We start from the raw sequence: 20,073 nt of genomic DNA on the forward strand, positions 1-20,073 counted from the left end.
AGCGGAACGCCGCATGAACACGCCCCGCTCCCGTGTGTCGGGAGCGAGGCGTGCATCGCAGCGTTCGATTGCCCCTACGCCGTCGGAACCTTGTCCGCGGCGGCGGCCAACTTCGGAACGTAGCTTTCGATGATGTACGGAATCGAGAGCGGTGACGGCGCGGACACGGCCATGACATCGGTCTCGCCGATGATGGGCACATACGCGCCGTTCGCGAACGCCGGGATACCGGCCATGGTCGGCAGCGCAGCAGCCTCGTCGGCCTGCTCCTGCGTGCCGAACCAGAGGATCAGGATGTCGGCATCGATCTCGCCCAGGCGCTCGGCGCTGACATCGACAAAGAACGCGCTTTGGTCGTCGCCAACCGGCAACGATTCCACGAACGGGCTCGGCGTCATGCCCAACAGACTGAGCAACTGCACGCGCGCATCGACCGTGGTGTAGATGTACAACCCCGTCTCGCTGGGCGAACCGTAGGCAAAGGTCTTGCCCTGCAGTTGCGGATAGTCCGCGCCGGATGCTTGCACGAGGGTGATGGTGTCCTGCACCAGTTGCTCGGCAGTGGCGGCTTTGCCCATGATCTGCCCGATGATGCGCGTCACGTCTTCCCAGGAGGTGCCGAACGGAATGGCCGGGTATGCCACCGTGGGGGCGATCTTGGAAAGCGTGTCGTATTCGTCTTGCGTCATTCCGGAATAGATGCCGATGATGGCATCCGGCGCGAGCTCCACGATCGTTTCGAACGGCAAGCCGTTCTCATTGTCATAGAGCACCGGCAACGGACGGTCGCCAATGGCGGCACGGGTCCAGGGAAGAAAGCCTTCGCCATCGCCACCCCAGGAGTAGTACGGCATGCCGACTGGCACCGTGCCCAACGCGATGAACACGTCCTGATCGATCCAGCTCACGGTTGCGATCCGCTCTGGCGCGGCGTCGAAGGTCGTTTCCCCATAGACGTGTGAAATCGTGACAGGAAAAACGCCATCGACCGGCGGAGCCGCGTCACCGCTTTCCGGGGTCGCCTGCGCGGCCGCCGGAATGGTCCGGCTGAACGCCAGTCCAACCGCCGTGGCCGCCCCGCCACCCAGGAGCGCGCGCCGAGAAAAAGAAGAGTGCGTCACTTGTACCTCGCTTTACCGGGGCAGGAGCGGACACGAATCCGGTCATTCGGCGCCCCGCCCAAAAATCCCGACAATTTTACTCGGAATTTCAGCCGTAGGTGAAGGCGCCGGCTGGTCAATTCAGGCCGGCGATTCCTTTGGCCACGAGGATGCCACCGAAGAACGCCAACACCGAGGAGTTGATCGCCTGCTGATGGACGCCCATCCAGACTCGCAGCCGTTCCAGCAGGTCGTCTCCCCGTTTGCCCATGCCGACCTTGATTCCCAACGGAACCACCATCGGCCAGATCATCGCCAGACAGAGCACGAACAACATGACGAAGCTCTCCGCGAACCGGTCACTCGCTTCCTTGATGATGGCGGTGCCAGCCAGGAGCAGCGACATCTGCCGGATCGAGATGAACGCCGTTGCGAAACAGGCCACGAACAGCACTGGCGCATTCAGTTTGCGCAAGCGGGACAGGATCGACGTCTGGTTTTCTTGACTGGGTACCGACTTGACGATCAGGTTGTATCCGGACGCGAGCATGAGCCCAATGCCCACGATCAGGAAAATGGCCGGCAACGCCTCGCGCTGGTCGAGCTTGCCGCTGGCCGGGTTCTTCGGCAGTTGATGCAAGACGAACAGCGCCGCGAAGCCGGCCACGAGCAATCCCAGGAAGCGGCCGGCCACCACCGCGAATGCCCGCTTGGCATTCCCGTCGTGCGCCATGAGCGCGGTGACGAAGATCACCATCGTCGGTGTGATTGCCGCCAGAGACAGCGGAACGAATTGCAGGATCGCGAGCAGCATGCGGCTCTCCACCAACACGCCGCATCCCGAACACGCTCGAGTGTTGCGCCTGGTCTACCGCGCGGTTTGTACCACGTTGCTGCTTCGGCGTACGCGCGATGCTGCCGCAAGAGATTGGCTACGCGCACCTCGTCACCGGGGAATACCGCTTCCCTATACTCCCGGAATGCATTCGCGCGTACCGGGAGGCTCCTGGCATGGTCGGTCCCTTTTCCTGCGACACATCGGTTGTGCTCCCCCCGTTGACCGCGCAGGGAGACGTCATTTTCGCCAAGAACAGCGATCGTTCCCCCAACGAATCCCAACCCCTCCGCCATGTTCCGCGCCAATCCCATCCTGCCGGCAGCACGCTCCGCACCCAGTACATCGAGATTCCCCAGGTCGAAACCACCTGGGAGCTGATCGCATCCGCTCCGTACTGGCTTTGGGGATGCGAGATGGGTGTCAACGAATGGGGTGTGGCCATCGGGAACGAGGCGGTGCATACCCGCGAGCCGTCGCACGACGCGGCGTTGATCGGTATGGACCTTGTTCGTCTCGGACTCGAACGCAGCCAGACTGCCCAGGAGGCCGTTGGCGTCATTGGCGCGCTGATCGAGGAATATGGCCAGGGCGGAAGTTGCGAAGCCACCTACTTCCGCACGTACCAGAACTCCTTCATCGTCGCCGACCCCGCCTCCGCCTGGATCATCGAGACTGCCGGACATCGCTGGGTCGCCAATGAGGTGCGCGAACGGGGAGCGATCTCCAACTTGCTCACGATTGGCGAGCAATGGGATCTCGGCTCGCCCGGAATCCGCGAACATGCCGAAGCCGAGGGGTGGTGGCAACCAGTGGGCGGTTTCGCCGAAGCCTATCGAAATCCCGAAGTCGATCTCTCCACGCGCCAATGCCGGCTCGACCGCGCCCGGGAGATCCTTGGCGGGTATCGGCCGGGGATCGGTGTGCCGGAGATGATGGCCGTCCTGCGCGACCATGCCGGCCGCGATCTCCCCACCGGCCCGGAACCGATCCCAACCATCTGCATGCACGCAAACCCGGTCTTCGAAGGCGAAACCGCCGCCGCCATGGTCGTCAGCCTTCGCCCGAATCAGCCCCGCCTCCTGACCAGCACCGTCTGGACAGCCTTTGGTTCGCCCTGTCTCAGCGTTTTCCGCCCGGTCTACCCGCTCGCTGTTGGACTCCCGGAACGGCTTGGCGTCGCGGCCGCCAGGTTCGATCCCAGTTCACCATGGTGGGTGTACGAGCGCCTGCAACGGCTGGTGGCGCGGAGTCCGGACTCGGCGGGGTTTGTGCGTGACGCGTTCGCGGCACTGCAGGACGAATTCTTCGCCGACGCCGCCAGCGCCGAAGCCAAAGCGGCGCAACTGATCTCGGACGGGAACGAACCCATCGCCGTTGCGACATTACGCGCTCTGGTCCATTCCACCTCGAATCGCGCTATCGACCTCGCCAATCGCCTGACCCGAGAACTGCTCACCCAGGACAGCTACACGCCGTTGCCTGACCTGGACGCGTACTGGAACGAGCGCGACAGCGTGGCCGGAATTCCGGCAAACGGCAGGACCGAAGCGGTCTCGGCGCACGCGCCGTAGCTCGCGCTCGAACCAGGTTCTTGCAGAAATGTCGATCCATAGCGCCCGCGGCCGACTACCTGCATCCGACTCAGACGTGGAGTCGTGGAACGACCGAGAGGAGAATATCGATGCGCTTCATGATGTTGATGTATCCCGGATTCGACAAATCGATCGATGAGATCGATGTTCCGATCGAGCTCTTCGGTGAAATGGACGCGTTCAACAAGCGGCTTGCCGATGCCGGCAAGATGCTCGGCGGCGAAGGGCTGCACCCGTCCAGGTTGGGCGCCCGCGTCAGTTTCCGCAACAAGGAGAAGAAGCCAGTCGTCACCGATGGGCCGTTCACCGAGTCGAAGGAGATCCTGGGCGGTTACTGGCTCATCGAGGCGGATTCGTTGGAAGAGGCGGTCGCGTTGGCCAGCCAGGTGCCGGTCATGGGCACCGAAATGATCGAGATCCGCCGCGTCTACGAGCTCTCCGACTTCCCTCAGGAGATCCAGGACGCTGTACCGTTCGAGCGAGCCGTCCTGCAGGGCGACGTGTAACCCGGGTCGCCGGACGAATATTCCACGGACGTTGGCACGCCGCTCGATCGATCGAGCGGCGTGCTGCATGTCTGCTCCGCGTGGCGTAGGCGCCCCCGCTAGACGATGCCCTTGGGAACGATGTACCAGTACACCTTGTTGAATAGCGTCTTCTGGTAGTGGTAGTAGCGGCTCGGCTTCGGCGGTTGGGGAGGATTCTCGAAGTCGAAGGCCAGTTGGCTCGCCTGCCCGTACCCGGTCTCCAGGAAGCAGAGGACGTGACCGTCGTACACGGGGTCGTTGGCTGTGATTCCCCTGATCTTGTTGACGATGCGTTCCGCCATCACCTTGGCTTCGAAATGCGCGGCCGAACCGCTTTTCGAGACGGGGATGTCGGTGGCGTCTCCCAGCCCGTAGACGTTTTCGTGACCGGCCACTTCCAGTGTGTGGCGATCGGTGGGAAGCCATCCAAGCTTGTCACCGAGTCCGGATTCGACCACCAACTGCGATCCTCTGTGTGGCGGGACCATCACCAGCAGGTCGTAGTCGATCTCATCCCCTTCCAGTGACGTGACCTTCTTCGCAACGGGATCGATCTCTTCGGTGTTGAAGAAGACTTCGGTCCGAATGTTGCGTTCCTCCAACATGGGGGTCACGAATTCGGAGACACTTTCGATGGTGAAGGCGCGGTTGATCGGCGAGAGGTAGACGAGCTCGGTCTTGTCGCGCAGTCCGCGATTCGCCAGAAACTCCTCGACCTTGAAGACGAATTCCAGCGGGGCTGGGGGGCACTTGTACGGGATATCCGCCACGCCTACCACCAGGCGGCCGCCCGTGAACCCGTCCAGACGCGCGCGCAGCTTGATGGCGGCGTCGCTGCTATAGAAATGGAAGGCGCCATCTGCAAAGCCTGGAACCTCATCGGGCGCAATGCGCGCGCCGGTCGCCAGCACGAGGATGTCATAGGGCACCGATCGTTTTCCCGCCAGCTCGACGGTCTTCTTCACGGGATCGACCGATATGGCGCGCTCCACGATCAGCTCGACATTCTTGCGCAACAGGCTCTTTTCCGACTTGCGGAGCTTGCCCGGCGATTCTTCGCCGAACGGCACATACAACCAGCCGGGTTGGTAGAGGTGCTGGCCGAATTCATCGATGACGGTCACCTTCGCCTGCTCAGCCGGCAGTTCCTTGCTGAGGAGATTGGCGAGCAGGGTGCCTCCGACACCTCCGCCAACGATCACGATACGTTCGCTCATCCCGGACCGATCCTTTCCTGCGACGACGGCGCGCTAGTGGGTCTTGCGGATGACGAAGCGGTTGTATTCCGGCGTTGCGTCGACGCGCACCATCTCGTGCTTCGCCTTCGCGACCCAGGCCGGGATGTCCTTGCTGGAGCCGGGATCGCTGGACAACACCGCAACGATTTGTCCGACCTCCACGCTCTTGACTCCCCGGATCAGCTCCAACAGCGGTCCTGGGCAGAAGCTTCCGCGGGCATCGATTTCCTTGTCGATGGCGACGTGCTCGATCGCGCTCATGATTCGTTCCTTTCTAAATGAAGAGATTGACGTTGGCGTCTTTTGCCTCATCGACGAAGACCGCCACGCCCGTGACGTCCTCGACGATGGGATCCAAATCCTCGAGCTTCCAGCCAAAGAGCTCCATCGTTTGGCTGCAGGCGCGGACCCGGATATTTCCGATTTCGCTGGCTTGCGTCAGGACGTCCATCCAGTGCGGAACGTTCTTCTCCTGCATCGCCTGCATCATGGGCTCGGCGAACTCCGCGAAGTCGGCGCTCAGGCGCATGTTGCTTCGCACCTGGTCCTTGCGGAACGCGTTCAGTCCCCAGAACGTCACGAACAGATCGACATCCAGCCCCATCGCAGCGCCGCCGGTCGCCAATGTAGCGGCGGCCATCAGCTTGTCGACGGTGCCGGAGAAAACGATGATCGACATCTTCTCAGCCATGGTCTACTCCGTTCCCAGTGTGTGCTGGCAGATCGATATCTGCCCTACCCTGGTAGGGTATAAGATCGGCTGTTCATCAAGCATGTCAGGACCACGGGGGACATTGCAGAGTCGTAACAATCACACGAACGCACCGCCCGGCGTGCCTGAGTTCGGCATGGGCGCATCGTCGATCCCAGTCGATGGCGCGCCAGCGATGGAGGCCGGGGGCCGGGGCGGGGGGTTACTGAATCTCGGTGGGAATCACGTCTTCGAAAATCGCGCTCGTGCGCATCCGCTCCGAGCGTTGCCGCAAGATTTCCGCGCTCATCAGGATGGCGACCGATGTCACGATCAACAGGGTCGACACCGCCGCGATCGTGGGATCGATCTCCTGCCGCAACCCGTCCCACATCTTGCGTGGCAGGGTCACCGCGCCGGTTCCACTAATGAACAGCGCCACGATCAGTTCGTCGAATGAGGTGATGAAGGCAAAGAGCGCTCCCGCGAAGACCCCGGGCCGGATGATGGGGAACATCACATGCCGGAAGGTCTGCCAGCGGTTCGCGCCCAGGTTCATGGCGGCGTATTCCAGCCGCTCGTCGAACCCATAGAGCGTGGCCGAAACATTGATGACGACGAATGGAAGCGCCAGCGCGGTATGCGCCAGCGCCAGCGCCCAGGGGCTACCGACGATCTGAATGCGTGCGTAGAAGAAATAGACCCCGATCGCCACGATGATTCCCGGAATGACCAGCGGCGACACCATGAAGGCGTTCGCCAGATTCTTGCCCCAGAACTTCCCCCGCACCAGCGCCAGCGAGGCCATCGTCCCCAGAATCGTCGCCAGAATGGCCGTGACACACGCGATCCAGAGGCTCAGGAAGGTGGCGTCGATCCAGTCCGCGCGGTCGAAATACTTCTGGTACCACTGGAACGAGAACCCCGGTGGCGGAAACTGCAGATAGCTCGCCGAGCTGAACGACACCGGAATCACCACGAAAATCGGGAAGATCAGGTAGAAGAGAACCAATCCCGTGATCACATAGAGGATGATGCGCGTTACGGAGAGACCTTTCATTTGCGCGTCCCTCCGTAGAGCTTGTCCACCCCCAGCACCTTGTTGAAGAGCAGGAAGATCAGAAGCGCGATCACCAGCAGCACCAGCGCCAGCGCGGCCGCGAAGCCCCAGTTGAGCGTATTGACCTGTTGCGCGATCAGCATCGAAATCATGATGTCCTTCGGACCGCCGATCAGCGCCGGGGTGATATAGAACCCGAGCGAGAGAATGAACACGACCAGACAGCCTGCCGCCACACCCGGCAACGACAGCGGCAGGAAGACATGCCGGAAGACGCGCGCGTCGCTGGCGCCCAGGTTCGAGGCGGCGCGCAGATAGCTCCGGTCGATTCCGCGCATGACCGAATAGAGCGGCAGGATCATGAACGGCAGCAAGATATGCACCATGCCGACATAGACCGCAAAGCGGGTATTGAGCAACTGCATCGGCTGATCCCGGATACCCAGGTTGATCAGGATCCGGTTGATCGATCCCTCGCGCCCGAGCAACACCATCCACGCATACGAGCGCACGAGGATGCTGGTCCAGAACGGGATCAACACCAGGATCAGCAGCAGATTGGCGCGCGAATCCCGAATCGATGACAGCACATACGCCACGGGGTACCCGAGCAGCAGGGTCAGCAGCGTCACCGCGCCGGCAATGCGCAAGGTGATCAGAAAGACGTGGATGTAGCCATTGCTCGGAATCGACAGAAAGAGAAAGTCCTCGTGCCGGCGCACGTTCGTGAGCTTGCGGAAGTTCTCCAGCCCCAGCTCTGGATCGTTGAACGAGCGCGCCAGCATGGCCGCCACCGGATACCCGTAGAAGACGATCAGGAAGATCAACGCAGGCAGCAGCAAGAGCAGATAACGCAACTGCACCCCGCGCTCCAGCCGTCTGAACCGCTTCGCCTGCTCAGATGCGTTTGTCGTTACGGTCGACACGGACATGCGATGCTCCGCTCATCAATTGGTAGCGGCGGGACCCGTATCCGCCACCCGCAGATGTGTCTCAGACCAACCGCGTATCCTCGTACGCCCAGGCGACTTCGACTTCGTCACCCGGCGCGAATTGCTCTTCACCGGCGCGGTTCTGGCGCTTGAGAATCAACCGCTCGCCGTTTGGCAGCGCCACGTCGTAGCGCCGCATCTCGCCGGCAAAGATGACGCTCTCGATCCGTCCCGGCACTGCATTGGGATGGGTCTTTTCGCTGCGCCCGAAGAGCAGCTTCTCTGGGCGAACGGTAACCGTCACCGCTTCGCCGGCGACCGCCCCAGCCATCTCCGGCGCGGAAAGGGTGGCCACGCCGTCGATTTCCACCTGGCACATCCCGTTTTCGCACGAGCGCACCCGGCCGCTCAGGAAATTCGACTCGCCAATGAACGACGCCACAAATCTCGACTGTGGTTGGTCGTAGAGCTCGACCGGCGAGCCGATTTGCTCGATGCGCCCCTCGTTCATGACCGCGATTCGGTCGGACATCACCAGCGCTTCCTGCTGATCGTGAGTGACGTAGACGATGGTGACGCCGAGTTGGTCGTGCAGCGACTTGATCTCCAGTTGCAGGCTTTCGCGCAGTTGCTTGTCGAGCGCGCCCAACGGTTCGTCCATCAGCAACACACGCGGGTTGAAAACCAGCGCGCGCGCCACCGCGATGCGCTGCTGCTGGCCGCCGGACAACTGGCGCGGATACCGCCCTTCATAGCCAGGCAGTTTCACGAGCTGCAGCGCCTCTTTCGACATGCGCTGGATCTCGCTCTTGGAAATCCCGCGCATCTTCAGGGGAAAGGCGATGTTCTCGCCCACGGTCATATGGGGGAAGAGCGCGTAGTTCTGAAAGACCATGCCGATGTTGCGCTTATACGGCGGGATCGCCGCGATGGCAATGTCATCGACGAAGATTTCGCCATCGGTCGGGATCTCGAACCCGGCCAGCATCATGAGCGTGGTCGTCTTGCCCGAGCCCGAGGGGCCGAGCAATGTCAGGAACTCGCCCGGTGAGATGTCCAGCGAGACGTTGTCGACCGCGGTTACCGGGCCATACTGTTTGCGGACCGAGACGAAGCGCACCTCGGCGCCATGCGCGCCGATTCCGCCTTGCGCTGGTTGTGCACCGACCGCCGTCATCCGCCCCCCATCGTCATTCGAACCGCAAAGCCGTCATCCAGCGCTCGTGGCGGGAACTCTGGCGCTCGCGCACCCGTTCTCGAGACTGAAAGACATTGGATAGCGGCAGAACCAGACGTCGACCCCTCCCGGACGCATTCCAGTCCCGTCCGCAAAAAGGACCGCCACCGCGCCGCTCGTCGCGAAGGGCCTGCGCGCCACCGACCGTAGCAAAGGGCCTCCGTGCCCTATCTCCGATTGGCCGGAGACACCCTCCGCCACGACCGTATCGTCTCCGGACTCCGGACTCCGGACTCCGGACTCCGGACCCCGGACCCGCTATCCCAAGATCCACTCGTTCCAGATTTCGAGCACAGCGTCCAGGTTGTCTGCCCACCACTGAGTATCGACCGTGAAGAGTTGCTCGCTGATCGCCGGACCGGAGATGAAGCTGTTGAGCTCTTCCTCGGTCATGTACTGAGCAGAATCGGTGTTCACCGACCCATACGGAATCAGCTTGGAGAGCCGCGCCTGTGGAATCGCCATCGTGATGAACGCTGCGAACTTCTGCGCATTGGCGGCGTTCGGCGCGCCCTTCGGGATCGCCCAGACATCGGTGTAGAGACCGCCCTGATTCCAGACCGGCGCTACCGGCACCCCCTCGTCGAGGAGCGCTTGCATACGGCCGTTCCAGATGACGGCCATATAGGCTTCCTTGTCGGTCAACATCTGAGCCGGGATCGCGCCCGCATCCCACCAGCGCACGACATCGTCTCGAATCTTGTCGAGCGAGGCGTACGCGCGGTCGATATCTATGGGATAGAGCTCCTCCTTGGCCACACCGTCGGCCATCAGGGCCGCTTCCAGGTATGGGTTCAGTCCACCCGAACCGGAAATCATCGTGCGTGGCCCCGGGAAGTTCTCGGTGTCCCAGAAATCCGCCCAGTCGGTCGGCCCTTCTGGATACTCGTCCGTGCGGTAGCCATTGATCTGCGCATACGGCAGCATGTCCACCGAGAACGTGTAGCGGCGTTCTTCCGGAATGTGATCCACATCGAAGAGCGAATAGTCGATCGGCTCCCAGTAGTCGCCCTTGCGCTCCAGGTTGATCACGTCGCCACGGCCGACCTCGACCACGTCCCATTCGATGTTGCCCGTATCGACCATCGCCTGCACCTGCGCGATCGACGGCCCTTCGGTCTCGATCACGGTGATGCCAGAGAGTTCCTGGAATGGCTCGAAATAGGCCTGGCGCTGGGCCGCCTGGAACGTTCCGCCCCAGGAAGCGACCACCACTTCGCCTTCGCCCTTCAGGTTGTCGGGAATCTCGGTGATTTCGGGAAGCTCGGATGTCCCCTCGATCTCCGGTGTTTGGGCGCCCACGAGCGGAATGCCCGCGGCGAACATGGCGCTAGCCGATGCGAATGCACCGCCAAGCTTGAGCAGTTTGCGCCGGCTGAGGTCTTCCACATCACGCAGCATCGCTGCGCGCGCGGCGGCCTCGATCGACGTGCCGTCGAATCGGCGAGATCGGTCCATCGTCATTGGTGCCCCCAATCGTTGATTGTGCCGGACAAATGTTTTTCGACTGGTGCGTTGTTTCGGTGCTTCCGAGTATAGCGCGGCCTGCATCAGGCTGCTCGCCAACAGGTCTGCATGCTGCCCGGGGTTGGGCAAGCTGCACAGAACGATGGCTGGGAGCCTGCGACGACGGCTGCCCGCTGCGGTACCATGTGAGCAGCGGACCGTATCTCCATCGACAATGCATAGAGGGACCCGGCTATGGCAGGCGGAGCGATCTACCCGGCGAAGCAATTCGCATTCGATTGGCTCGATCAGAACCGTCAGCGGCTGTCTGACTTCGATCTCGAGATTTGGGGTTATGCCGAACCGGCCTGGCGCGAATACAAATCGGCGAAAGCCTATGTCGATCTTCTCCGTTCCGACGGATGGGAGGTCGAGGAAGGCTCGGGCGGTATGCCGACCGCCTTCGCAGCCACCTGGAGCAACGGTCCCGGTCCGGTCATTGGCTCCTATGCCGAATACGATGCCGTCCCCGGCAACTCCCAGCAAGCCGTTCCATATCAGGCGCCCAGGGAAGGGCTTCATCCCTGGACCGCCGGTCATACCGATCCCCATTCGATGCTCGGGGTCGGCGCGCTCGGCGGCATGCTCGCCACCAAAGCCGCCATGCAGGCGAACGGCATTGGTGGAACGCTCAGGTTCTTCGGCGAGCCAGCCGAGAAAGTCTGCGGTTCCAAACCGGTGCATGCCGCCAAGGGGTATTTCGACGGCGCCGACGCGTTCCTCTGCTATCACCCGCTGAACGGCAATACCGTTACCTGGGAAACCCACTGCGGTTCCTACTGGAGCGCTGTCTTCACGTTCGAATGCGCGCATCCCGAAGAGTGGGCCGCGCGCGACAGCTCGCCGCGCACCACCGACGAGAGCGCTGCATCGTCACACATCGTCGCGCGCGTTCCCGGCGCAATCGATGCGCTGATGCTCATGTACACCATGACGAAGTACACCAAGGAGGCGATGTTCCCCCACACCGGCACCTGGACCTTGAACGAATTCGTCCTCGCCGCCGGTGACGCGACCTCGGACAATCTCCCCCCGCGCTTCGCCCAGATTCAGTACTCGTGGCGGTCGCCGCTGCTCGATGTGCAGCAGCGTATCTTCGATGTGTTGGCGAACAACGCCAAGTCCGCCGCCCAGGCAAGCGGTTGTGAAGCCTATGTCCAGTGGGTCACCCGCACCCGGGTCGGGTTGGCGAACAACGCGCTCGCCGATCTCACCTATCGCAACATGGAGCTCATCGGGCCACCGGTGTATGGGGAGGACGCGATCGAGTTCTGCCGGGAAATCCAGCGCAATCTCGGTCTCGAACCGATGGAGCATCCCATTCCCGAGGTCTATACCCGTCTCACCACGCCACAGCAGTACGAGGACGACACCCGTTCCTTGCTGCCCTCATGGCAGAAGAACTTCACCTCGGATGACTATGTCGATTACACGTGGCACGCGCCGACGGTGCGCCTCTTTACCGGGCGCCCCATGCTTTCCTCCCCGAAACCGGGCTATGAGTATCCGAACTGGGCCTATCTCGCCATGGGCGGCCGTCCGGAGCTGATCGATCCCGGCATGTTCCTTGCCAGCAAGACGATCGCGGCAACCGCGCTCGACCTGCTCACCAAACCCGAAGAGCTCGCGAAATGCAAAGCCGAGTTCGAGGAACGCACCGGCGGCGGTGTGGGCGGCAGTACGTGGGTTGCGCCCTTGCTGCCCGCCGACTTCATCCCGCCAGTCGATTTGCGCTGGCCGGAATACATCAACACCGTTCGCGGCGAGGAGTGGTGGATTCCCACTCCCAACCCGGCTGCTCGTCAGCCGATCGGGTAACTGCCAGCAGACGTGTCCTGCGGGATCCGACTGTCCATTCAGGGTCGGCCAATCGCCACTTCCCGAGATGCCACCGTCGAAACGCTGGGCTTGAGCAGTTGCGGAAACATGTGCCCCTGGAGCGACGTCCTCGCGTAGTTGTGGCTCTCCGTGGCTGCCCAAATCGGCACACATCGGACGGGCAGGCTTTTCCGGCCCAGCCCAACCCCCTCGACAATCACCCGGATTCCGTATTGCGGATCCTCTCGCCCCACTGGCCCGTCATTCTGGATAAGGCGAGGCATCTCTTCCAAGGAGACACCGCCACGGCACAGCCGTATGTCTGAAGGACGCACCCGACTCAGGAAGCGGTTTCGGTGCTTCCGCTGTCCTGTTGGTGCTCACGCCCGACCATCTGGTCGACAAAGCGCGATTCGACTTCTTTCTCGAATTCGTCCGCCTCGGCTTTCAACAGGACCGACGTGGTGACCCGTGCGTCGCGGCCTTCGCCCTGACGCACTTCGACAAGGTGCTCTCCTCGCTCGAGCCCTTCCGGAAGCGGCACCTGGGCGCTGATCGTCCCGTCGTCGGCCACCTCGAGCCTGACATCGTTTATGGGCACACCATCGAGCAGTATGGCAGCGGTCGGTCCGTCCGGATCGAATCCCTTGCCAATCAGACCGATCGAGTCCGCTTCCCCCACGGCCGGGACGCCAATTGGCGGGAGGTCGGTGGACAGCAAGATGCGTGGCAATCTCGGATTGTCGAAACCCTCTGGCATGCGGTCATCCTCTTCCGGGGGCTGCGAGTCTCGTGCGGCCAACTCGGCGTCGATGGCTTCGTTTGCGATCTGCAGTTTGATCGATTGGCGAATGCGTGTGAGCAACGGCAATGTGCAGCCAACCGCCCACGAAAGCCGGAAGAGCCCGCGCCCATATGTCGAAACGATGACGTCGGAGTTGGGCTCGAAGAAGAAGCCAGTTACGTAGAGCGCGCGTTCCGACCCGCCAATCTTGCTCCAGGTCTCCCCGCGGTCGGTAGATTGCATGATTCCGGCGTCACGCGTTCCCACCAGGATCCGGTTGCCGTCGTAGGGATCGAACCCGATGTGGGTCACCTGCATGTGATACGGCGCCTTGTACATCAGGAGGTTTCCAGACTCGAGCACCAGATCAGTGAGCTGAGTGTTCTCTTGCCAGAGCAACCCGGCGCTTCGGGTGATCATCATGCGCTGGTTCTTGATGTCCGGCGCGATGATGAGGAGCCAGTCGCGCGGATCGACCGCAAAAACCGCTTGCCAGTCGAATTCCGTAGCGCGCAATCCAAGCGAGCCATCGTTTGGAAGCCGGATGATATTCGAATCTCCGATGGTGGTCACGGTGTTCGCCATCGGACCAAAGAGCCCCACCAATCCGATCTTTCCGCGGGTATCGATGCCGTTCGACTCGCCAGTGAACACCGGCCAGTAGGCTCGATTGGGAGGGCTGGGGTAGTTCGTGCTTGTCCGCTGGAATGGTCCCGCCCAGCCGAGGGTGGTCGTGTAACGCAAGCGCCACCTGGAACCGTTGTCGTCTGAAACGCGGATCTCGTTGGGCTCAGCGGGCTGTCCGGTTACGGGGGGAGGCATGCGGAAACGCAGCCAGTTCTTTGGTTTCAAATAGAACGCCTGTGACCATCCACCAAGCGTCGTTCCCGATTCATCGACGTCTGGCACCGCGCGCTGGTTCTGGAATCCGGCGTCGGCGAACATGCTTCCGCTGGGTCCCGCGCCGACTTTTCCATAGCCCACGGTCACCTGTTCGTTTTTCTCCGCCGTGTGCGCGACTTCGATATGAAAGCCTTCGCAACAGTCGTTACGCGGCCAGGTGGCGCCCCCATCGGTCGAAGCCCAGACAGCGTTGTCTTGCGTGGAGAAGTAGATCGCCGATTGTGTTTTTCGGTCGACCCGCACGTTCGTGCCACCGATATCGGTGATCTGATACGAGTTCATGCCGCTTCCCGGTTTTGCGGCGCTCTGCCAGGTCGCGACATTGCCGATCGAGTCGTATTCCAGCGGGGAGAACACACCACCGTCGGTACCCATCATGCGCGGTTGGAAGTCGCCATCGAGGCCGAGATCCCCGGTGTCGTCATGAAACCCCTGTGCGCGCCCGACGATCGACCAGTGTTCCGGACCCACGTTGCGGAAGTGTCGCGGAAGCTGGCGCGTGCAGAACAGCGCCGAGACACCGCGCCCGATCCAGACGGTGGCGTATTCCCCAAAGATGGGGACATTCAGCCTGGCGATGCGAACGAATGGCGAACGTGATTGGCCCGTTCCCACCGTCAGCTCGGTCCAGCGATCGAGATCGAGCTCGTAGAGGAGCAGCTTTTCATACGTCTGGAGCGCGATCACCGCCGGTGCCGACGGAAAGCGGTCCATCTTGTTCCAGCCGACTGTTTCGAAAAAGCTGAAGTCCCCCGAGCGCACATTGCGCCAGGTCGCGCCCCGGTCGTCGCTGCGATAGATGCCGCTGCGTAGCATCGCCATCACCTGTCCGCCGGGCAGCGCGGTGACGGCTTGCGGAACATCCTGCATGCGGTTGTTCACGAGTGGGACGGTGGGGTCGATGCGCTTGTGCTCCCAGGTAGCGCCGTCGTCACGACTGATCGCGATCCCGAAGTCCGTTCCGACATACCAGGTCACCCGGTCGTCGGGGTCTTTCGCGATTCCCCAGGCCGAGGTTCGCTCCGGTGTCCGCAGATCCTTGGGAACCATGCCGGTCGCGGGCTGCGACCAGGATTCGCCGCCATCACGGCTGATCCAGATGCCCCCACCGTTGACAGCCCGGAGATCCCACAACTTGGTGGCTACCACGGTCTGTCCAGTCGGGCCGTATTGCACATCGTGCGAGCGGGTCGTCGGCAGACCGTTTACGTGATACCAGGTGTCGCCGCTGGAGAACGTTCGCCAGAGACCGCCAAATTGCATCGAGACGATGATGTATTCAGGCTTGCCAGGGCGGACCGTAACGGCATGGGTCCGACCGGCATTGAGGGGAATTCCCCAAAAATCGGGTGGAAGCTTGGGTGGGAATTCGAATAGCGCAAGTGGCATTGGGGCACTCCTCCGTTGGTCGATTGCGCGTCCGAAAGGAAGGAGGGTGTAGCTGAACTACATAAAATCACGCGAACACGCAGTGGTCAATCGTCCGATGACCGCTCCGTCCCGATGAAAGGCAGGAATGCCCAGAAAATCGCCTGTCTGTCCGCGACGATAGCTACCGTCCCAGCACGTTCGCAATTGCCCTAATATGCGCCGGTCTGGTTCCACAACAACCGCCGACCACCGTGGCGCCCTTGTCCAACCACGCTTCGACGAACTCCAGATACGCCGGTGGTTCCAAATCCTCGCGCAGGTTGTGCAGGTCGTTTTCTTCCAGTGTCCAGTCGTCCGGTGTGGGGAGAAAGGTGTTGGCATACCCGCCGACAAAACGCGAGCCGGTGTTCACCAACTCCGGCATACCGGCTTCGATCAGTTCGGGCATGCAGCAGTTGGCGAGGAAACCGCTAACCGGTATCCCGTCGAGCGCCGCCACCGCCTCGCCGATCGTTTCTCCACTGCGCACATAGCCATGCTTGCTCGGATGCAAATTGAACGACACCCAAACCGGCTTTCCGGTTGCGGCAGCTGCGCGCGCCGCCGCCACGGCCTCATCTGATTTGGACATCGTTTCGCAGATGAACATGTCCACGTACTCGGCCAGAATTTCGGCCTGCTCGCGGTAAACGGGTTCGCTTTCGGCGGCTGGCAGCACCATGTCCGGGCGGTAGCTTTCGAACATCGGCGCCAGCGACCCGGCGATCAACACCGGCCGGTCCGCGCTCTCTCGTGCCTCCACCGCCAGCGCTCCCGCCAGGCGGTTGAGCTCTTCGTAGCGGTCGGCCACACCCGCCTTGTCCAGATGCGAGCGCAACGTGCAATAGGTGTTCGTGGTGATGATGTCCGCTCCGGCGGCGATGTAGTCGGCGTGGATTTCGCGCACCACATCGGGCGCATCCAGCAATGCCTGTGCCGACCAGATGTACCGCGAAACCTCGACCCCGCGAAACCCAAGCTCGCGCCCCATTCCGCCATCGAGCAAGACCGGCTCTGGCAGGATGTCAGTGACTGTCATGAATGCGTTTCACTCCTCGGATCGGGATGTCCCGAATGGTCGACTGTCGCATGACTGTGCGACTTGGTACTCAAGTAGAGGGCAATTGCCAGCGTCAGGATAACGGCGGCCGTGGCCAGCCCCAGATCGAGAATGCTGCCCGAACCGGTCCAGGTGACGGCTGTGCCCAAATAGCTCACGCCCAGCAGCACGATGATGACGCCGATGAGCTTTTCCTTGAGATCTTCGAAGGTTGCGATTACGAGCCAACTCGGCATCGGCAGGCTGTCGTCGATGAAGAGCTCGTAGAGGCCCAGCGCGATGATGTAGAGCGCCGTGCCGAGCAGGAAGATATCGACGAGCTGCAGATAGTCGACCGCCATGTGCTTCGACGCATCGACGCCGACATGCCCGTCGACGATCGCATCCTTGGTCACCTTGAACACCGAGATCGTGCCCGAAACGATCAGTGAGACCGAGGCGACGAAGGTGCCCAACACCGCAATGGCGATAAAGAAGCGGCTGCTCGCGAGAATATTGCGCATGTCGCTCCGAAGGCTCCCGGTACTTGCGTGGCGGATCGTTTCGCGGCTGAACCGCGCTGCGGTGATCTTACTCTGTGCCCGCTGCCAAGAGTTGCGCTTCGATCTCCCGATATCCGCGCTGCCGCGCATGGTCGAGCGGTGTCACTCCATCACCATCAGCGATGCGCACATCTGCCCCATGCGCGATCAGCTTGGCGACGATCTGTTGATGCACCGGACCGCCATCGGTCAGGATGATCGCCTCCAGCAATGCGGTCCAGCCGAGATCGTTGATGTGATTGACATCGACTTCGGTCTCTTCGAGAAGGTACACAACCGCGTCCAGGTGGCCCTTTTCTGAAGCGGGAATGATCGCCACCCCGCCGTAGCGGTTGCGGATCGTCGGATCGGCGCCCGCCTGGTGCGTCAGCTTCAGAATCTCCATCAGACCTTCTGCTCCGGCATAAAGGAATGGATTGTTCAGCATGTCGTCTTGCAGATCGACATCGGCGCCTGCATCGAGCAACAGCGCCACGGCTTCCGGTTGGTTCGCGTACGTCGCCGCCATGAGCGCTGTGCGCCCACGGCTGTCCCGCACGTTCAAGTCGGGCTCACTTGTTTCCAGCAGCGCCCGCAATCCGTCGATATCTCCGGCTGCGGCCGCATCGATCAATCCGATACCAGTTTCGCCGCTCATTCGAGCGACTCTTTGCCGCCGCCCGATCCCTTCGATGTCTCCGCGGCTGCTGCTTGCCATGGCCAGCGGCCCTCGATTTCCACCACCAGCGACCAGCTCAGGAAGGTGCGGACCAGCACCAGAATCCCAAGGATTGCCACATTCTCCAACGTTGGCTCCAGCGCCACGGTGCGGATGATGTCTGCCGCCACCAGGATTTCGAGACCGATCAGCAGCGAGTTCCCGAGCCGCGCACGGAACTCTCGATCGTAATGCTTGAGCTGCGGTGTTCCGTGGCGAGCAATGAGAAACGAACCGACGGCGTAGAGCACACCGACCGCGATGACGCAGACGGCCAGCACTTCGATCACCAGGGCCAGATACTCGACGCCGTCCAGTACCCGCTCGATCAATTCATGTTCGGGTTCTGCGACTCGATCCTGTAACACCAGCATCATAGATGCCGAACCTCCGTGTCGCGCTGTTTCGTGTGCGGATCATCGCATTTCTGCGCGGCATGGCGCATGTCCCAAGAGTGGAAATCTCCGCCGATCGCGATATCTCGACGTATGACGCGCCCAGCCTGGCATGCCCATGAAATCGGACCTTCCGAGCGGCCGCTGGTGTACCATGGCGGCTACGACAGTTGACAGAAATGGTCCAAACCTGATCGATGGCAAATCACGCCAAACTCTTCCCAACTTCTCCTCCCCCCTCGCCGCTGGCATCGGTTCGATTGGAAGGCGTCGCGATTGGCGGTGTCAGGTTCCTGGAACTGCGCGAGGTAACGGCGCTGCAAAAACGCGCCTTCAAGCCGAGGCTTGCCTATGGCTACGCCACATTGCTCTTGTTATGGAGTCTTCCTCACGTGCGCTTTCTCGTCGCGCGTGAGAACGGCTGCATCGTCGGCTGCGCGATCGGCGACCGCAACGGTGGCCAGGCCCGGGTGATCAACATCTGTGTCGATCCCGCCGCGCAACGGCGCGGCATTGGAGCGCGGCTCCTGCGCGCGCTCGATGCCGCCATTCCGCAGGGCGACATGGTGCTCATGGTCGAAGCCGAGAACGAAACCGCCAAGAACCTCTACCGCCGCGAAGGCTTCAAAGAGGTCGGCGTCAGCCGCAACTACTATGGCCGCAATCTCGACGGCATCTGGATGCAGAAATCCCGCGACGGCTCGTCCCCTCAGAAGATTCGCATCTAGTCGGCGGCCTGCTCGTTTCCGAGCAGCGTCCAGCGGTGAACCTCCCGGAATCCAACCGATTCGTAGAGACTAATGGCCGCGGGGCTGTCGGTGAAGCAATTGACAAAGACGCGGTCGGTGCCGCGCGCGCGCAACCGCCGCAACGCCTCGGTCAGCACTGCGCTCGTCAAGCCCATGCGCCGGTAGGCTCGCAACGCGCCAACCGGTTCGAACAAGCCAGTGCGGGTCACTGGGTCGAACCAGGCGATCGCGTAACTGGCGATTGTGCCGTCTGGACCGGCCGCCACCAAGTCGAGCTCTGGATCATAACCGGGCACGGTACGCAATCGGGCATAGGCCTCGATTGTCATCTTCGACGGGGCGAACGCCTCCCTGTGCACGTCGACGCGGGCAGCATACTCATCCGGCCCGGAAACCGGCCGCACCTCCCAACCGTCCGGCAGCATCACATCCAGCTCATCCGTGGTCGATACCGTGCGCGCATTCATGCGCATGAATGGATCGCCCTGGCGTTGCAGACCGAGCGCATGGTAGGTGGTTTCGAGCGCCGACCCCTCGTAGGTCGTTGGAAAGAACTCGCCCCCCTCGGCCTGCAACCGATGACCCTGCTCGCGCGCGCGGTCGAGCATCTCCTGGACCAATGCGCTGTTCGATTCGAGCTCCGCCGCCAGACAGAGGACGATCTCGCGGCTCTTCGGATAGATCAGCGAGTACCCGCGCAGCGTTGCTTGCTCTTCCCAGAGCAGCACGCGCTCATGCCAGCGCGATTCGCGATCTTCGAGCATGTAGCGTGCCCAGAGCACATCACCCGGGTGCATGTCCCAGGGAGCCGGCGCCGCGTCCAGCCATCGCTGCTGGACCAGCGCCACCATGCGCGGCAGATCGTCTCGGTCGGATTGGTAGGGGCGAAATTGCATGACACTCACTTCTTGTGTGGAACCGCTGTTCCTTTTTCATCGTTTCCATTTTGCGCATCGCATGCGATGCTGAACGAGTGGTCGTGAGAGGAGAGAAA

General features: G+C 61.9%; 19 protein-coding genes. 4 read left to right on the forward strand and 15 right to left on the reverse strand.

Features of this window, described 5'->3' with window-relative positions; translation table 11 throughout:
- Positions 1–74 precede the first annotated feature (74 nt).
- Complete coding sequence (locus R2855_01035) at positions 75–1,121, reverse strand: ABC transporter substrate-binding protein (GenBank protein ID MEZ4529587.1); 1,047 nt, start codon at positions 1,119–1,121, stop codon at positions 75–77.
- A 115-nt stretch (positions 1,122–1,236) separates the two neighbouring features.
- Positions 1,237–1,914 carry a GAP family protein gene (locus R2855_01040; GenBank protein MEZ4529588.1) on the reverse strand — a complete coding sequence of 226 codons (678 nt, stop codon included), beginning with the start codon at positions 1,912–1,914 and terminating at the stop codon, positions 1,237–1,239.
- A 197-nt stretch (positions 1,915–2,111) separates the two neighbouring features.
- Between R2855_01040 and R2855_01045 the strand changes: the two genes are divergently transcribed.
- Complete coding sequence (locus tag R2855_01045; protein MEZ4529589.1) at positions 2,112–3,509, forward strand: C69 family dipeptidase; 1,398 nt, start codon at positions 2,112–2,114, stop codon at positions 3,507–3,509.
- 110 nt (positions 3,510–3,619) lie between these two features.
- Positions 3,620–4,036: a YciI family protein gene (locus R2855_01050; GenBank protein MEZ4529590.1), complete on the forward strand. Its 417-nt coding sequence runs from the start codon at positions 3,620–3,622 to the stop codon at positions 4,034–4,036.
- 98 nt (positions 4,037–4,134) lie between these two features.
- Here the strand turns inward: R2855_01050 and R2855_01055 are convergent, their stop codons facing one another.
- From R2855_01055 to R2855_01085, 7 genes are all read right to left on the reverse strand, one after another.
- The gene (locus R2855_01055) at positions 4,135–5,274 is read right to left on the reverse strand and encodes an FAD/NAD(P)-binding oxidoreductase (protein ID MEZ4529591.1); all 1,140 of its coding nucleotides are present in this window, start codon (positions 5,272–5,274) and stop codon (positions 4,135–4,137) included.
- A 33-nt stretch (positions 5,275–5,307) separates the two neighbouring features.
- Positions 5,308–5,556 (reverse strand): sulfurtransferase TusA family protein, encoded by a 249-nt coding sequence (locus tag R2855_01060; GenBank protein ID MEZ4529592.1) that lies wholly within the window; start codon positions 5,554–5,556, stop codon positions 5,308–5,310.
- A gap of 13 nt (positions 5,557–5,569) precedes the next feature.
- Positions 5,570–5,986 carry a DsrE/DsrF/DrsH-like family protein gene (locus tag R2855_01065; GenBank protein MEZ4529593.1) on the reverse strand — a complete coding sequence of 139 codons (417 nt, stop codon included), beginning with the start codon at positions 5,984–5,986 and terminating at the stop codon, positions 5,570–5,572.
- A 223-nt stretch (positions 5,987–6,209) separates the two neighbouring features.
- Entirely contained in the window at positions 6,210–7,046 is an 837-nt protein-coding gene (locus tag R2855_01070) for an ABC transporter permease (protein ID MEZ4529594.1), read from the reverse strand.
- Complete coding sequence (locus R2855_01075) at positions 7,043–7,978, reverse strand: ABC transporter permease (protein ID MEZ4529595.1); 936 nt, start codon at positions 7,976–7,978, stop codon at positions 7,043–7,045. The genes R2855_01070 and R2855_01075 overlap by 4 nt, the downstream gene beginning before the upstream one ends.
- A gap of 61 nt (positions 7,979–8,039) precedes the next feature.
- On the reverse strand, positions 8,040–9,155 hold the full coding sequence (locus tag R2855_01080) for an ABC transporter ATP-binding protein (protein MEZ4529596.1): 1,116 nt from the start codon (positions 9,153–9,155) through the stop codon (positions 8,040–8,042).
- A 318-nt stretch (positions 9,156–9,473) separates the two neighbouring features.
- On the reverse strand, positions 9,474–10,679 hold the full coding sequence (locus R2855_01085; protein ID MEZ4529597.1) for an ABC transporter substrate-binding protein: 1,206 nt from the start codon (positions 10,677–10,679) through the stop codon (positions 9,474–9,476).
- Between the two features lie 237 nt (positions 10,680–10,916).
- Between R2855_01085 and R2855_01090 the strand changes: the two genes are divergently transcribed.
- Positions 10,917–12,539, forward strand: coding sequence for an amidohydrolase (locus tag R2855_01090; protein MEZ4529598.1), 1,623 nt, complete (start codon positions 10,917–10,919; stop codon positions 12,537–12,539).
- 340 nt (positions 12,540–12,879) lie between these two features.
- On the opposite strand, the gene R2855_01095 is transcribed toward R2855_01090, so the two are convergent.
- The 5 genes from R2855_01095 to R2855_01115 all read right to left on the reverse strand — a co-directional run bounded on the left by R2855_01095 (position 12,880) and on the right by R2855_01115 (position 18,312).
- Positions 12,880–15,615 carry a hypothetical protein gene (locus R2855_01095; protein MEZ4529599.1) on the reverse strand — a complete coding sequence of 912 codons (2,736 nt, stop codon included), beginning with the start codon at positions 15,613–15,615 and terminating at the stop codon, positions 12,880–12,882.
- A gap of 163 nt (positions 15,616–15,778) precedes the next feature.
- A complete protein-coding gene (locus R2855_01100; GenBank protein MEZ4529600.1) occupies positions 15,779–16,675 on the reverse strand; it encodes a homocysteine S-methyltransferase family protein in 897 nt (298 codons plus the stop codon).
- Positions 16,672–17,199, reverse strand: a complete 528-nt coding sequence (locus tag R2855_01105) for a YqhA family protein (GenBank protein MEZ4529601.1) — start codon at positions 17,197–17,199, stop codon at positions 16,672–16,674. Before R2855_01105 ends, R2855_01100 begins: the two co-directional genes overlap by 4 nt.
- Before the next feature lie 67 nt (positions 17,200–17,266).
- A complete protein-coding gene (locus tag R2855_01110) occupies positions 17,267–17,875 on the reverse strand; it encodes an ankyrin repeat domain-containing protein (protein ID MEZ4529602.1) in 609 nt (202 codons plus the stop codon).
- Positions 17,872–18,312, reverse strand: a complete 441-nt coding sequence (locus tag R2855_01115; protein ID MEZ4529603.1) for a DUF1622 domain-containing protein — start codon at positions 18,310–18,312, stop codon at positions 17,872–17,874. Before R2855_01115 ends, R2855_01110 begins: the two co-directional genes overlap by 4 nt.
- A gap of 215 nt (positions 18,313–18,527) precedes the next feature.
- Between R2855_01115 and R2855_01120 the strand changes: the two genes are divergently transcribed.
- On the forward strand, positions 18,528–19,058 hold the full coding sequence (locus R2855_01120; GenBank protein MEZ4529604.1) for a GNAT family N-acetyltransferase: 531 nt from the start codon (positions 18,528–18,530) through the stop codon (positions 19,056–19,058).
- Here the strand turns inward: R2855_01120 and R2855_01125 are convergent.
- On the reverse strand, positions 19,055–19,975 hold the full coding sequence (locus R2855_01125; protein MEZ4529605.1) for a GNAT family N-acetyltransferase: 921 nt from the start codon (positions 19,973–19,975) through the stop codon (positions 19,055–19,057). The genes R2855_01120 and R2855_01125 overlap by 4 nt on opposite strands.
- Between the last annotated feature and the right edge of the window lie 98 nt (positions 19,976–20,073).

This window comes from Thermomicrobiales bacterium (assembly GCA_041390825.1).
Taxonomy (GTDB): Bacteria; Chloroflexota; Chloroflexia; order Thermomicrobiales; family UBA6265; genus JAMLHN01.